Genomic DNA, 14,412 nt, shown 5'->3' on the forward strand with positions numbered 1-14,412 from the left:
GAGGTATCGGCGAGGAGGTGCCCCGGCGGCCCTCCGGCTGACAGACTGGGGGGATGAACTCGCCGGCCGCCGGTCCCACCAGCACGTTCACCAGCATCTACAGCCACAACTTCGTCCGGGTGGCTGCCGGCACCGTCCCTGTGGCCCTGGCCGACCCGGTCAGCAACGCCGCACAGATCGGCGCCGCGGCCCAGCAGGCGCACGACGACGGGGTGGCGCTGCTCATCTTCCCCGAGCTGACCCTGACCGGCTACAGCATCGAGGACCTGCTGCTGCAGACCCCGGTGAGCGACGCCGTCGAGAACGCCCTGACCACCCTGACCGAGGAGACCCGGGACCTGCTCCCGGTGCTGGTGGTCGGTGCCCCGCTGCGCTGGCGGCACCGGATGTACAACTGCGCCGTGGTGCTGCACCGGGGCCGGGTGCTCGGCGTCGTGCCCAAGTCGCTGGTGCCCACCTACCGGGAGTTCTACGAGGGCCGGCACTTCGCCTCTGGCGCCGGTATCAGTGGTGCGCAGATCACCGTCGCCGGACGGCAGGTCCCGTTCGGCACCGACCTGCTGTTCGCCGCCACGGACTACCCGGACCTGGTGCTCGGGGTGGAGATCTGCGAGGACATGTGGGTGCCGGTGCCGCCGGCGGCGAAGGCGGCGCTGGCCGGTGCCACCGTGCTGGCCAACCTCTCCGGCTCCCCGGTCACGGTCGGCCGCGCCGAGGAGCGCCAGCTGCTGTGCCGGTCCGCCTCGGTGCGCTACAAGGCGGCCTACGCCTACGCCGCGGCCGGGGCGGGGGAGTCCAGCAACGACCTGTCCTGGGACGGGCAGGCGATGGTCTACGAAGCCGGCGACCTGCTCGCCGCCACCCCGCGGTTCGACCCGGAGACGCGCATGGCGGTGGCCGACGTGCACCTGTCCCGGCTGCGCAACGAACGTCTGCACCAGGGCACCTTCGACGACAATGCCACCGGTCTGCCGGACTACCGCACCGTCGGCTTCGAGCTGCACCCGCCCACCGGCGACCTGGGCCTGCGCCGCAGGCTGGACCGGTTCCCGTACGTGCCGAACGAGCCCGACCGGCTCGCCCAGGACTGCTACGAGGCGTTCAACATCCAGGTCTCCGCCCTGGTGCGGCGGATGCGCGCGATCGGGTCGCCGAAGCTGGTGATCGGTGTCTCCGGCGGCCTGGACTCCACGCACGCGCTGCTGGTGGCCGCCCGGGCGATGGACCGCCTCGGCCGGCCCCGTACCGACATCCTCGGCTATACTCTGCCCGGGTTCGCCACCAGCGAGGGCACCCGGTCCAACGCCTGGGCGCTCGGGGAAGCGCTCGGGGTCACGTTCGCCGAGATCGACATCACCGGCGCGGCCCGGCAGATGCTCACCGACATCGGCCACCCGTTCGCCGCGGGGGAGCCGGTCTACGACGTCACCTTCGAGAACGTGCAGGCCGGGCTGCGCACCGACTACCTGTTCCGGATCGCCAACGCCGAGGGCGGGATCGTGGTCGGCACCGGGGACCTGAGCGAGCTGGCGCTGGGTTGGTGCACCTACGGGGTGGGCGACCAGATGAGCCACTATGCGGTGAACGCCGGCGTGCCGAAGACCCTCATCCAGCACCTGATCCGCTGGGTGGTCTCCGCCGAGGAGGTCGATGCCGGCACCGCCGAGGTGCTCGCCGCCGTGCTGGACACCACGATCAGCCCCGAGCTGGTGCCCACCGGTGCGGACGGTGCGGCGCAGTCCACCGAGGCGCAGATCGGCCCGTACGCACTGCACGACTTCACCCTCTTCCACGTGCTCCGGCAGGGGCTCGCGCCGCGGACCATCGCCTTCCTCGCCCACCACGCCTGGCACGATGCGCAGGCGGGTTCCTGGCCACCGGGGTACCCGGAGGGCGACCGACCGGCCTACGACCTGGCGCAGGTGCGGCACTGGCTGGAGGTGTTCTGCCGCCGGTTCTTCGCCAACCAGTTCAAGCGCACCGCGATCCCGAACGGACCGAAGGTGGCCCGTGGTGGGGCGCTGTCCCCGCGCGGGGAGTGGCGGGCACCCTCGGACGTGGGCGCGGCCGCGTGGTTGGCGGACCTGGACCGGGTGCCCACCAGCTGGCCGGAGGAGTGACGCGCCCACCCACCTCCACCCGGCGCCCGCCGCCTGTCCGAGTGTCTGAGGCAGTTTTTGCCGTCGGAGGCCACTGGGAGCTACCTCCAACGGCGAAAAGTGCCTCAGACGTGCGTGCAGCAGCGGCTACCCCGGTCGCAGGGCTGACATGATGGGTCCCGTCGGAGCAGCGGCAGCACCGGAGCAGATCAGGGAGCACAGCAGCATGGACAAGCAGCAGGAGTACGTACTGCGGGCCATCGAGGAGCGGGACGTGCGGTTCATCCGGCTCTGGTTCACCGACGTGCTCGGGGTGCTGAAGTCGGTGGCGATCGCCCCGGCCGAGCTGGAGGGCGCCTTCACCGAGGGCATCGGCTTCGACGGCTCCTCGATCGAGGGCCTGTCCCGGGTGAGCGAGTCCGACCTGATCGCCCAGCCGGACCCGTCCACATTCCAGATCCTGCCCTGGCGCGGCGGCCACCACGGCACCGCCCGGATGTTCTGCGACATCCTCACCCCGGACGGGCAACCCGCTGCCGCCGACCCCAGGAACGTGCTCAAGCGGGCGCTGGCGAAGGCGGCCGACGCCGGGTTCACCTTCTACACCCACCCGGAGGTGGAGTTCTACCTGTTCCAGGCGCTGGAGTCCGAGGACGACCCGCTGGTGCCGGTGGACAACGCCGGCTACTTCGACCACGTCGCCCGTGGGCAGGGTCACGACTTCCGCCGCGCGGCGATCACACTGCTGGAGTCGATGGGCATCTCGGTGGAGTTCTCCCACCACGAGGCCGGCCCGGGGCAGAACGAGATCGACCTGCGCTACGCCGACGCGCTGAGCACCGCGGACAACATCATGACGTTCCGGTCGGTGGTCAAGGAGGTGTCCATCCAGCAGGGGTTCACCGCCTCGTTCCTGCCCAAACCGCTGCCCGGGCAGCCCGGGTCGGGGATGCACACCCACCTGTCCCTGTTCGAGGGGGACACGAACGCGTTCCACGAGCCGGGCGCCCGCTACCAGCTCTCACCCACCGCGCGGGCGTTCATGGCCGGGCTGCTGGTGCATGCCGACGAGATCACCGCCGTCACCAACCAGTTCGTGAACTCCTACAAGCGGCTCTGGGGCGGGCAGGAGGCCCCGAACTACCGCTGCTGGGGGCACAACAACCGGTCTGCGCTGGTGCGGGTACCGATGTACAAGCCGACCAAGGGGCAGTCGGTGCGGGTGGAGTACCGCGCGCTGGACGCCTCGGCGAACCCCTACCTGGCGCTGGCGGTGCTGCTGCGGGCCGGGCTGAAGGGGGTCGAAGAAGGGTACGAGCTGCCCGAGGAGGCGGAGGACAACGTGTGGGAGCTCTCCGAGAACGAGCGCCGCGCACTGGGCATCCAGCCCCTGCCGGGCAGCCTGGAGCAGGCGGTGACGGCGATGGAGTCCTCAGAGCTGGTCGCCGACACCCTCGGGGAGCAGGTGTTCAGCCACTTCCTGGCGAACAAGAAGCAGGAGTGGCGCGACTACCGGGCGCAGGTCACCCCGTACGAGCTGTCCCGCATCACCCTGATCTGAGTGTCGTGGTGCGGCCGCAGACCTTGACCGGGGCGCTCGCACGGGCGGGGTTCGCCGACACCGCTCGTGCTGCCGAGCTGCTCGCCGACCCCGCGTTGCAGGGGGCGGACGACGGCGCTGCCACCCGGCTGATCGGCGCGCTCGGTGCCGTGGCCGACCCGGACCGGGCGCTGTTGGCCCTGGTGCGTCTGGCCGAGACCGAGGCCGAGCTGGGCACGCTGTTGGCCGACGGCGGTGCTACCGGTGGTGCGGCCCTCTCACCTGCCGACGGCGGTGGCGGCGGGGGCGAGGTCACCTCACCTGCCGACGGCGGTGCTGTGGCGGGCGGGGGCACCTCGCCGGCCGGGGGCGGTGCCTCCGACACCGAGTCCGACCCGTCCCCCCGCACCTCCGGCCCGGCCCGGTTGCTGGCCCTGCTCGGTGCCTCCTCGTTCTGGGGCGACTACCTCGTCGCCCACCCGGACCAGGTGGCCGTGGTGCTCGACGAGGCGGCCCCGGCCCCCGGCCCGGGCCCGGCCGATGCCGCACAGCTGCGCACGGCGCTGCTCACCTCCGTGGGTGCCGACCCGCACGCGCCCGTGCCGGTGGCCGCCGTCCGGGCCGCTGACGGCGGGGTGGACGAGCTGCGCCGCGCCTACCGGCACCAGCTGCTGGCCGTTGCCGCCGCGGACCTGGCCAGCCCGGACCCGCAGGCGCTGCTGCCCCGGGTCGGCGGCGCCCTGGCCAACCTCGCCGCCGCCGCCCTGGACGGCGCGCTCGCCCTGGCCCGCGCCGAGCTGGCCGACCACGGCGCCGGGGTCCGCCTGGCGGTGCTCGGCATGGGCAAGACCGGCGGGATGGAGCTGAACTACATCTCCGACGTGGACGTGGTCTACGTGGCCGAACCGGTCGAGGGCACCTCGGAGGAGGAGGCGCTGCCGGTGGCCACCAAGCTGGCCGCCACCCTGGCCCGGATGTGCACGATGCCCTCCCGGGAGGCGCCGCTGTGGGAGGTGGACGCCGCGCTGCGCCCGGAGGGGAAGAACGGACCTCTGGTGCGCACCCTGGACTCCCACCTGGCCTACTACCGCCGGTGGGCGAAGACCTGGGAGTTCCAGGCGCTGCTCAAGGCCCGGCACGTGGCCGGGGACGCCCGCTTGAGCCAGGACTACCTGGACGCTCTGCAGCCCATGGTGTGGACCGCCGTCGAGCGGGAGCACTTCGTGGAGGACTCCCAGGCGATGCGTCGACGGGTGGAGGAGCACGTGCCCCCCGTCGAGGCCGACCGGCAGATCAAGCTGGGCCGCGGCGGGCTGCGGGACGTGGAGTTCACCGTGCAGCTGCTGCAGCTGGTGCACGGCCGCGTGGACGAGAGCATCCGGCAGGCGAACACGCTCGCAGCGCTGGCTGCCCTCACCGACGCCGGCTACGTGGGCCGCGACCACGCCGAGCAGCTCGGTTCCTGCTACCGGTTCCTGCGGGTGCTCGAGCATCGGGTGCAGCTGGCCCGGATGCGCCGCACCCACCTGCTGCCCACCGACCGTCACGAGCTGACCGTGCTCGCCCGCGCTGCCTGTGTGGACGGTGGTGAGGCGGACGCACTGCTGGCCCGGTGGCGGTCGGTGCGCCGGCAGGTGCGCACACTGCACGAGGACCTGTTCTACCGGCCGCTGCTGCCGCAGGTGGCCCGGCTGTCCGCGAGCGACGTGACGCTGGACCCGGACCGCGCCAAGCAGCGGCTGCGCGGTATCGGCTACCGCGACCCTGCCGGGGCGATCCGGCATATCAGCTCCCTGACCGAGGGCGTCTCCCGGCGTGCGGCGATCCAGCGTCAGCTGCTGCCGGTGCTGCTGGGCTGGTTCGCCGAAGGTTCGGACCCGGACGGCGCGCTGCTGGCGTTCCGGAAGATCTCCGACTCGTTGGGCACCACGCACTGGTACCTGAAGCTGCTGCGGGACTCCGGGGCCGCCGCGGAACGGCTCGCGCACATCCTGTCCGGCAGCACCTTCGCCGCGGAGCGCATCGCCCGCCTGACCGAGGCGGTCACCTGGCTGGACGACGATGCCGACCTGGCCCCGCGCCCCCGGGAGGCGATCGAGTCGAGCATGTCGGCGATGGTCGCCCGGCGCCGCCAGGCCGGGCAGCGACCGGAGCTGGCCGTGCGGTTCGTGCGGCGCCGCGAGCTCACGCGTGCGGCGATCGCCGATGTGCTCACCGGGGTGCCGGTGGCCACCTGCGCGCAAGCCATCTCCCCGGCCGCGGAGGTCGCTGTGGTCGGCGCGCTGGGAATCGCACAACGGTCGGCGACGGCGAAGCTCGCCCTGGACGAGGTGCCGTCACGGTTCCTCGTCGTCGCCATGGGGCGGCTGGGTGGCGCCGAGATCGGTTATGGCTCCGACGCCGACGTGATGTTCGTGCACGACCCGCTGCCCGGCGCCGACGAGGACGTGGCGCAGCGGTGGGCCCTGGAGGTGGCCACCACAGTGCCGGCGCTGCTCGGCTCCACGGGCAGCGAGCCGCCGCTGGCCGTGGACGCCGACCTGCGACCGGAGGGTCGGCAGGGGCCGCTGGTGCGCACGCTGGCCTCCTATGCCGAGTACTACGCCCGGTGGGCGCAGGGGTGGGAACGGCAGGCACTGCTGCGCGCGCGTGCGATCGGCGGGGACGTGCACCTGGGCGAGCAGTTCCGCGAGCTCATCGACCCGTTGCGCTACCCCGAGGGCGGGGTGGATGCACGCGAGCTGCGCGAGCTGCGGCGGATCAAGGCACGGGTGGAGGCCGAGCGGATGCCCCGCGGGGTGCCGGCCACCCACCACCTCAAGCTCGGCCGCGGCGGGCTCGCGGACGTGGAGTGGACCGCCCAGCTGCTCCAGCTGCAGCATGCCGACGCGCACCCGGAGCTGCAGGTCACGGGCACGCTGGCCGCCCTGGCGGCGGCGGTGCAGGCCGGGCTGCTCAGCGCCCGGCAGGCCGGTGCCCTGTCCGAGGCGTGGGAGCTGGCGACCCGGCTGCGGAACGCGAACGTGCTCGCCACCGGGCGCACCAGTGGCGCCCGGATCGACCAGCTGCCGGGGGAGCGGTCCGTGCTGGTGCGCGTCTCTCGGCTGCTCGGCTACCGGGCCGGGCACGCCGACGACCTGGAGCAGGACTGGCTGCGCGCCGCCCGCCGGGCGCGCAGGGTGATGGAGGACGTCTTCTACGGCTGACCCCGGGTGGCGTCAGGCGCTGTCGGTCATCTTCTCCCGGATGCAGGCCAGGAACTTGTCCAACATTTTGTTCGAAATGCTCTGGATCATCCCGCGGCCGAACTGGGCCGGTTTGCCGCCGATGTCCATCTCGGTGACCACCTCCACCGCGGTACCTTCACCGGCCTCGGTGAGCACCGCCGTCACTGTGGCCCCGGCGTTGCCGTTGCCGCGGCGGTCCTTGCCGGAGGCCTCGATGACGATCCGCCCGGCGGCCTCGTCCCGCTCCACGTACCGGCCGGAGCCGTTGTACTGCAGCGAGATCGGTCCGAGCTTCACCTTCACCGACCCGGTGAACTCATCACCGTCCACCTCGGTGAGGCTGGCGCCGGGGAAGCAGGGCACCACCTGCTCCAGGTCGTTGAACCGCGCCCAGGTCTCGGCCCGGGAGGCGGGTACCTCGAAATGGTGTTCCAGCTGCACTCCTGGCTCCTTTCCGATCGTCGGGTGCTGGCGAGCTGCCGGCAGGCTCGGCCTGGCGGGATGGTCAGGCGCCGGCGTCGGCAACAGCTGCGAGCACCGCCCGGCGGGCCAGCACCGTCGCCAGGTGACGCCGGTAGGTGGCATCACCGTTCAGGTCCTCGGTGGGATTCGTGCCCTCGGCGGCGGAGGCGCACGCAGCTGCGACAGCCTCCTGCGTGGGTGCGGCACCCGACAGCGCCGCCTCCACGCCAGCAGCCCGCACCGGGACGGTGTCCATGTTCCCCAGCGCCACCCGCGCCTCGGCGATGCTGCCACCCTCCAGACGCACCATCGCTGCGACCGACACGATCGGCCACTGCTGCGCCACCCGGGTGAACTTCTCGTACCCGATGCCCCAGTCGTCGTAGCTGGGCACCCGGATCGCGGTGAGCAGCTCGTCCTCCTCCACCACAGTGGTGAAGAAGTCCTCGAAGAACTCCGCCGCCGGCACCGTGCGCTGCCCGGACGGGCCCACGACCTGCATCTGCGCCTCAAGGGCGCACAGTGTGGCCGGCATGTCACTGGCCGGGTCGGCGTGCACCACCGCACCGCCGATCGTGCCACGATGGCGTACCTGCGGGTCGGCGATCTCCGCGGCGGCGCGGGCTAGCAGCGGCGCGTGCGCACCGATCAGCGGTTCGCGGGCCACGTCCGCGTGCCGGGTCATCGCCCCGATCACCAGGGTTTGGTCCTCCATCCGCACACCGCGCAGCTCGTCGATCTGCTGCAGCGAGACCACCAGCTCTGGGTCGGCCATCCGGAGCTTGAGCACCGGCAGCAGGGACTGTCCGCCGGCGAGCACCTTCACCTCGCGGGAGTCGTCGGCCAGCAGCGTGAGTGCCTCGGCCACGGTCGCGGGGGCCTCGTAGTCGAACGCGCTCGGGATCATCGCCGGGCCTCCTCTCCACCGGTGCCGGTATGGCCCGTGCCAGCACCGGAACCAACGCGTGCCGCCTGGATCGCGTGCCACACCCGCGAGGGGGAGCAGGGCATCTCCACATCGCTCACCCCGAACTGGCGGATCGCATCCAGCACACCGTTGACGATCGCAGGGGTGGAGGCGATCGTGCCCGCCTCGCCCACCCCCTTCACACCGAGTGCGTTCGTGGTCGAAGGGGTGACCGTGCGGTCGGTGGTGAAGCTCGGCAGGTCCGGTGCGGAGGGCACCAGGTACTCGGTGAACGACCCGGTCAACAGCGTGCCCGAGTCGTCGTAGACAGCCTCCTCGAACAAGGCCTGGGCGATGCCCTGAGCGAGCCCACCGTGCACCTGCCCGTCCACGATCATCGGGTTGATCACGTTCCCGACGTCGTCCACGCACACGTACTTGCGCACCCGCACCTGCCCGGTCTCGGTGTCCACCTCCATGGCAGCCAGGTGGGTGCCGTGCGGGAAGGAGAAGTTCTCCGGGTCGTAGGTGGCGTCGGAGTCCAGGCTCGGTTCGAACCCGTCCGGCAGATCATGGGCGGCAAACACGGCGAAGGCCACGTCCCCGAAGCCCACGCCCTGGTCGGTGCCGCGCACGGTGAACTGACCACCGGAGAACTCGATGTCGTCCGTGGCCGCCTCCAGCAGGTGCGCGGCGACCACCTTCGCCTTCTCGATCACTTTGTCCGCGGCGGCGACCACCGCCATCCCGCCCACGGCCAGGGAACGCGACCCGTAGGTGTCCAGCCCGCGCTGGGAGACCTGGGTGTCCCCGTGCAGCACCTCCACGTCCTCGAACGCCACCCCCAGCCGGTCGGCCACGATCTGGCTCCAGGAGGTCACGTGCCCCTGCCCGTGCGGGCTGACACCGGTGACCACCTCAACCTTCCCGGTGGGCAGCACCCGCACCTGCGCGTGCTCCCACCCGCCGGCGGCGTAGGAGAGCGCGCCGAGCACCCGGGACGGGGCGAGTCCGCACATCTCGGTGAACGTGGAGACCCCAATCCCCAGCTGCACCACATCACCGGACTCCCGCCGCCGGGTCTGCTCGGCGCGCAGCTCGTCGTAGCCGAAGAGCTCCAGCGCCTTCGCCGTGGCCGCCTCGTAGTTGCCGGAGTCGTACTCCAGCGAGGACACTGTGGCGAAGGGGAACTCGTCATGCTGGATCCAGTTCTTCTCCCGCACCTCGATCGGGTCCATGCCGAGCTCGGTGGCCAGCTCGTCCATCATCCGCTCGATCGCGAACGTGGCCTCCGGCCGGCCGGCACCTCGGTAGGCATCGGTCCACACCTGGTTGGTGAACACGTTGGTGCACTCGAACCGGTAGGCGGGGAACTTGTAGATGCCGTTGTACATGAACGCACCCAGGATCGGGATGCCGGAGGTGATCAGGCCCAGGTAGGCACCCATGTTCGCCACCAGGTGCACGTCCAGCCCGGTCACGGTGCCATCCGCCTTCGCCGAGATGCGCAACGTCTGGATCTGGTCCCGCCCGTGGTGGGCGCCGACCATCGTCTCCGAGCGGGTCTCGGTGTACTTGCACGGTTTGCCCGTGTGCCGGGCGGCCAGCACGGTGATGACCTCCTCCGGGGTCACCTGCAGCTTGCCTCCGAACCCGCCGCCGACGTCCGGGGCGATCACTCTCAGCTTCGACTCCGGGATGCCCAGGGTCAGGGCGAGCATCACCCGCAGGATGTGCGGGATCTGCGTGGCCGACCAGACGGTGAGCTGTTCCCCGGTCGGATCCACCACGGTGGACCGGGGTTCCATGAACGCCGGGATCAGCCGCTGCTGCCGGAAGGTGCGCTCGACCACGATCTCCGCGGCGCTGATCGCCTCCTTGATGTCCCCGCCGGTGCCGGCCTCGGCGGAGTCGAACACCCAGGTCGCTGAGTGGTTGGTGCCCAGCTCCGGGTAGATCAGCTCCTCGTCCCGGGCGGCGGTGGCCAGGTCCACCACCGGGGTGAGCGGCTCGTAGTCCACGTCCACCAGCTCCACGGCGTCGCGGGCTGCGGCGGGGGAGCGGGCGATCACCACCGCGACGATCTCTCCGGCGAAGTTCACCGTCTCCTCGGCCACCGCCGGGTGTGGCGGAGCCTTCTGGTCCTCGGTGACCGGCCAGGCGTTCGGCATCGAGCCCTGCTCCCCGGTCAGGTCCTTCCCGGTGAGCACCCGGACCACCCCGGGGGCGCTGCGCGCTGCGGAGGTGTCGATGCTGGTGATGCGGGCGCGCGCGAGCGGGCTGCGCACCATCGCCAGGTGCAGCATCCCTGGCAGCACCATGTTGTCGGTGTACCTGCTGCGGCCGGTGATCAGCCGGGCGTCTTCCTTGCGGGCCCGGGCCTTGCCGATCTCCGGTGCGTGCTCCTCGGTGACGGTCATCGCGCTGCCCCCTCACCGGCGGCCTGCTGCACAGCAGCGACGATGTTCTGGTACCCGGTGCAGCGGCACAGGTTGCCCTCCAACCCTTCCCGCACCTCTTGGTCGGTGGGCCGGGAGTTCTCCGCCAGCAGGGAGACCGACTGCATGATCATCCCGGAGGTGCAGAACCCGCACTGCAACGCGTGGCACTCGTTGAACGCCTTCTGCAGGGGGTGCAGCTGGCCGTCGGTGGCCAGCCCCTCGATCGTGGTCACCTCGTGACCGTCGGCCTCCACGGCGAGCATCGTGCAGGACTTGATGCTCTCCCCATCGACCAGCACCGTGCAGGCGCCACAGTTGGTGGTGTCGCAGCCGACGAGCGTGCCGGTCTTGCCGAGCACCTCGCGCAGGTACTGCACCAGCAAGAGCCGGGGCTCGACGTCATCGGTGTAGCTGACCCCGTCGACGGTGAGCGTGATCGTTCGCGACGCCATCTGTTGCTCCTTCGCGCTGTGACATCTCAGATGGTGGGCACTCTACCGGCGAATGTGACATAGCGCACAGGAATGGTGTAACGGCGTCAGCCGACCAGGTCGTCGTGGTGGATCCGCCCGGTGGTCTCCCGCAGCGGCGCCTTGCCGCCACCCCACTGCACGGCGATGATCTCCGCGGCGATGGAGACGGCGGTCTCCTCTGGGGTGCGTGCCCCCAGGTCCAGCCCGATCGGGCTGTGCAGCCGGGACAGCAGCTCCTCGTCCACCCCGGCTGAGCGGAGTCGGTCGAGCCGGTCGTCGTGGGTGAGCCGGGAGCCCATCGCCCCGACGTAGGCCACGTCCAACGGCAGGGCCACCTGCAGCACCGGTACGTCGAACTTCGGGTCGTGGGTGAGCACTGCGATCACCGTGCGGGCATCCACGTTGCCTGCCTCCACCTCGGCCTGCAGGTACCGGTGCGGCCAGTCCACCACCACCTCGTCGGCCTCCGGGAACCGAGCCGGCGTGGCGAACACCCCGCGGGCATCGCACACTGTCACCCGGTAGCCGAGCATGTGCCCCTGGCGGGCCAGCGCAGCGGCGAAGTCGATCGCGCCGAACACCAGCATCCGCGGCGGTGGGGCGAAGCAGGAGACGAACACCTGCATGCCCTCCTCCATCCGTTGCCCGTCCAGGCCATAGGTGAGCATCCGGTTCCTCCCGGTGGCCAGCAGTCCGCGGGCGTCGTCGGTGACCGCCTGGTCGGTGCGCTCCGAACCGAGCGTCCCGGCAGTGTGGTCGGCGAAGACCACCAGGTGCCGGCCCACCCGCGCGGGGTCGGTGTGCTCCACCACCACCGCCACTGCGACCGGGGTGCCCGACTCGATCGCCTCGGCCACCTCGCCCAGCTCGGGATAGCGGGCGGGGGAGACCGGCTCTACGAACACATCGATGATCCCGCCGCAGGTCAGCCCGACGGCGAACGCGTCGTCGTCGGAGAAGCCGTACCGGTGCAGCTCCGCCTGCCCGGAGTCCAGCACCCGGCGGGCGGTCTCGTACACGTCCCCCTCCACGCAGCCGCCGGAGACCGACCCGCTGACCGTGCCGTCGGCGGCCACCAGCATCGCCGCCCCCGGCAGCCGGGGCGCGGACTTGAACGCGTGCACCACCGTGGCCAGGCCGGCGTCCTGACCCGCTTGCCAGGCAGCCATCAGATCCGCCAGCACCTCACGCATCGATCTCCCTCACCTTCTGTGCGGCCCCGCCCCGACCGGCGGACAGCTCGAGAAGCACCTGCTCGAACGCTGCCAAGGAGTGCCCGGCCACCAGTGCGTCCAGGTGCGGAAGGGCCGCCACGATCCCGCCCTGCACCGGCTGGTAGCCGGCCCTCCCGGCGTGCGGGTTGGACCACACCACCCGGTAGGCCAACCGGGCCAGCCGGGAAAGCTGCTCGCCGAGCAGGTGCGGATCCCCGCGCTCCCAGCCGTCGCTGGCGATCAGCACCACCGCTCCGCGGGCCAGGCCGCGCCGACCCCACCTGCTGATGAAGGCACCGAGGGTGTCGGCCAGGCGGGTGCCGCCGGACCAGTCCGGGATCGTCTCTCCAGCGCGCAGCAGCGCCGTGTCCACGTCCGGGTGCGTCAGTGCTGCGGTGATCCGGGTCAGCCGGGTGCCCAGGGTGAACACCTCCGCCTCGGTGCCGCGGGCCACCCGGTGGGCGAGCCGCAGCAGCGTGTCGGCATAGGGGCGCATCGAGCCGGAGACGTCGATGAGCAGCACGAGCCGCCGTGGTCGCCGCCGCACCCGGGCGTGGTGCAGCGGTCCGGGCTCCCCGGCGCGGCGCAGCTCGGCGCGCAGCGTGCGTACCCGGTCCACCCGGCCGTGGTGGTAAGGCTCGGTGCGGCGTGTGCGCCGCAGGGGACGGGGCAGGGGCAGCGCCTGGATCGCCTGGTTCAGCCAGGCCCGCTCAGCGGCGGACAGCTCGGCCACGTCCCGGTGCCGCAGCTGCTCGGCGGAGGAGGCGAGCGTGGAGACCAAGGAAGTTGCGCCGTCCTCGATGTCGCCGGGACCCACAGCGGCCTGGTGACCGGACTGTTCCGGGTGCGGCTGCGCCGTCCGGCTCTGGCCGCGCTCGAACCAGGCAGTGAACACCCGGTCGTAGCCGGGCAGGTCGGCGGCGCGGGTGCAGAACGTGGCCCGCCCGGCCCAGTACACGTCGCTGCGGCGGCCCAGGTCCAGGTGGGCGATCGCGGCCACGAAGGAGCGGGTGCGGTCGGTGGTCACCGGCAGCCCGGCAGCGCGCAGAGCGTTGCCGAAGCCCACCAGCAGGGCCTCAGGGGAGTGTGTTGCCGACGACGGCGGAGGCTGGCTGGGCATGTCAGCCCGCCAGGATCTTCTCGAGGCTGGCGCGCACTCGGTCCAGGTCCTCCCGGTGCTTGCACAACGCACCGGTCGTGGCTGCGGCGGTGGCCAGGTCCAGCTCGCTTGCGCCCAGCTCGACCAGCGCCTGGGCCCAGTCCAGGGACTCGGCCACGCCGGGCGGTTTGATCAGGTGCTCGTCCCGGCGCAGCTGCTGCACCACGGTGACCAGCTGCTCGGCCAGGCGCTCGGAGACCTGCGGCAGGCGGGTGCGCACGATCGCCACCTCCCGGGCCAGGCTCGGGTGGTCGATCCAGTGGTAGAGGCAGCGGCGCTTGAGGGCATCGTGCAGCTCGCGGGTGCGGTTGGAGGTGAGCACCACGATGGGCGGACAGGTGGCGCGGATCGTGCCCAGCTCGGGGATGGTGACCTGCCCGGCGGAGAGGATCTCCAGCAGGAACGCCTCGAACTCGTCGTCCGCGCGGTCGATCTCGTCGATGAGCAGCACCGACGGACCGCCGCGCAGTGCCCTGAGCAGCGGTCGGTCGAGCAGGAACCGCTCATCGAACAGGGACTTCTCGATCGCCTCGGTGGACAGCCCGTTGCCGATGGTGGCGTCCCGGGCGCCCTGGGTGACCGCCGCGGTCTCCAGAGCGCGCAGGTGCAGGATCTGCTTGGTGAAGTCCCAGTCGTAGAGGGCTTGCGAGGCATCGATGCCCTCGTAGCACTGCAACCGGATCAGCGGGCGGCCCAGCCCCTGGGCGAGGGCTTCGGCCAGCGACGTCTTCCCGGTGCCCGGCTCGCCCTCGAGCAGCAGCGGGCGGCCCATCGCCAGCGCGAGGTAGGTGATCGTCGCCAGGCCCTCGTCGGTGAGGTAGCCGGTGGACTCCAGCAGCTCGCTCACCGCTTCGCTCGAGGCCAGACCCGACGTCGCAGTCATGTCGCCA

The 14,412-nt window shown here is 71.6% G+C and carries 10 protein-coding genes; 3 read left to right on the forward strand and 7 right to left on the reverse strand.

Annotated features, from left to right (window positions below; translation table 11 throughout):
• Window positions 1–53: 53 nt before the first annotated feature.
• From K338_RS0113885 to K338_RS0113895, 3 genes are all read left to right on the forward strand, one after another.
• Entirely contained in the window at window positions 54–2,120 is a 2,067-nt protein-coding gene (locus K338_RS0113885) for an NAD(+) synthase (RefSeq protein ID WP_022918776.1), read from the forward strand.
• Window positions 2,121–2,325: 205 nt separating this feature from the next.
• The gene (glnA, locus tag K338_RS0113890) at window positions 2,326–3,660 is read left to right on the forward strand and encodes a type I glutamate--ammonia ligase (protein WP_027286846.1); all 1,335 of its coding nucleotides are present in this window, start codon (window positions 2,326–2,328) and stop codon (window positions 3,658–3,660) included.
• Between the two features lie 5 nt (window positions 3,661–3,665).
• Window positions 3,666–6,845, forward strand: a complete 3,180-nt coding sequence (locus tag K338_RS0113895; RefSeq protein WP_022918778.1) for a bifunctional [glutamine synthetase] adenylyltransferase/[glutamine synthetase]-adenylyl-L-tyrosine phosphorylase — start codon at window positions 3,666–3,668, stop codon at window positions 6,843–6,845.
• Between the two features lie 12 nt (window positions 6,846–6,857).
• Here K338_RS0113895 and K338_RS22775 read toward each other — a convergent pair whose 3' ends face one another.
• The 7 genes from K338_RS22775 to K338_RS0113930 all read right to left on the reverse strand — a co-directional run bounded on the left by K338_RS22775 (window position 6,858) and on the right by K338_RS0113930 (window position 14,405).
• Entirely contained in the window at window positions 6,858–7,307 is a 450-nt protein-coding gene (locus K338_RS22775) for an SRPBCC family protein (protein WP_022918779.1), read from the reverse strand.
• 64 nt (window positions 7,308–7,371) lie between these two features.
• The gene (locus tag K338_RS0113905; protein ID WP_022918780.1) at window positions 7,372–8,235 is read right to left on the reverse strand and encodes an FAD binding domain-containing protein; all 864 of its coding nucleotides are present in this window, start codon (window positions 8,233–8,235) and stop codon (window positions 7,372–7,374) included.
• Window positions 8,232–10,655 carry a xanthine dehydrogenase family protein molybdopterin-binding subunit gene (locus tag K338_RS22780; protein ID WP_022918781.1) on the reverse strand — a complete coding sequence of 808 codons (2,424 nt, stop codon included), beginning with the start codon at window positions 10,653–10,655 and terminating at the stop codon, window positions 8,232–8,234. The genes K338_RS0113905 and K338_RS22780 overlap by 4 nt, the downstream gene beginning before the upstream one ends.
• A complete protein-coding gene (locus K338_RS0113915) occupies window positions 10,652–11,128 on the reverse strand; it encodes a (2Fe-2S)-binding protein (protein WP_022918782.1) in 477 nt (158 codons plus the stop codon). The genes K338_RS22780 and K338_RS0113915 overlap by 4 nt, the downstream gene beginning before the upstream one ends.
• A gap of 86 nt (window positions 11,129–11,214) precedes the next feature.
• The gene (locus K338_RS0113920) at window positions 11,215–12,342 is read right to left on the reverse strand and encodes an XdhC family protein (RefSeq protein WP_022918783.1); all 1,128 of its coding nucleotides are present in this window, start codon (window positions 12,340–12,342) and stop codon (window positions 11,215–11,217) included.
• The gene (locus K338_RS0113925) at window positions 12,335–13,483 is read right to left on the reverse strand and encodes a vWA domain-containing protein (protein WP_022918784.1); all 1,149 of its coding nucleotides are present in this window, start codon (window positions 13,481–13,483) and stop codon (window positions 12,335–12,337) included. Before K338_RS0113925 ends, K338_RS0113920 begins: the two co-directional genes overlap by 8 nt.
• 1 nt (window position 13,484) lies before the next feature.
• Window positions 13,485–14,405 (reverse strand): AAA family ATPase, encoded by a 921-nt coding sequence (locus K338_RS0113930; RefSeq protein ID WP_022918785.1) that lies wholly within the window; start codon window positions 14,403–14,405, stop codon window positions 13,485–13,487.
• Between the last annotated feature and the right edge of the window lie 7 nt (window positions 14,406–14,412).

The sequence above is a fragment of the Ruania albidiflava DSM 18029 genome, from assembly GCF_000421225.1.
In the GTDB taxonomy this organism is placed as follows: domain Bacteria; phylum Actinomycetota; class Actinomycetes; order Actinomycetales; family Beutenbergiaceae; genus Ruania; species Ruania albidiflava.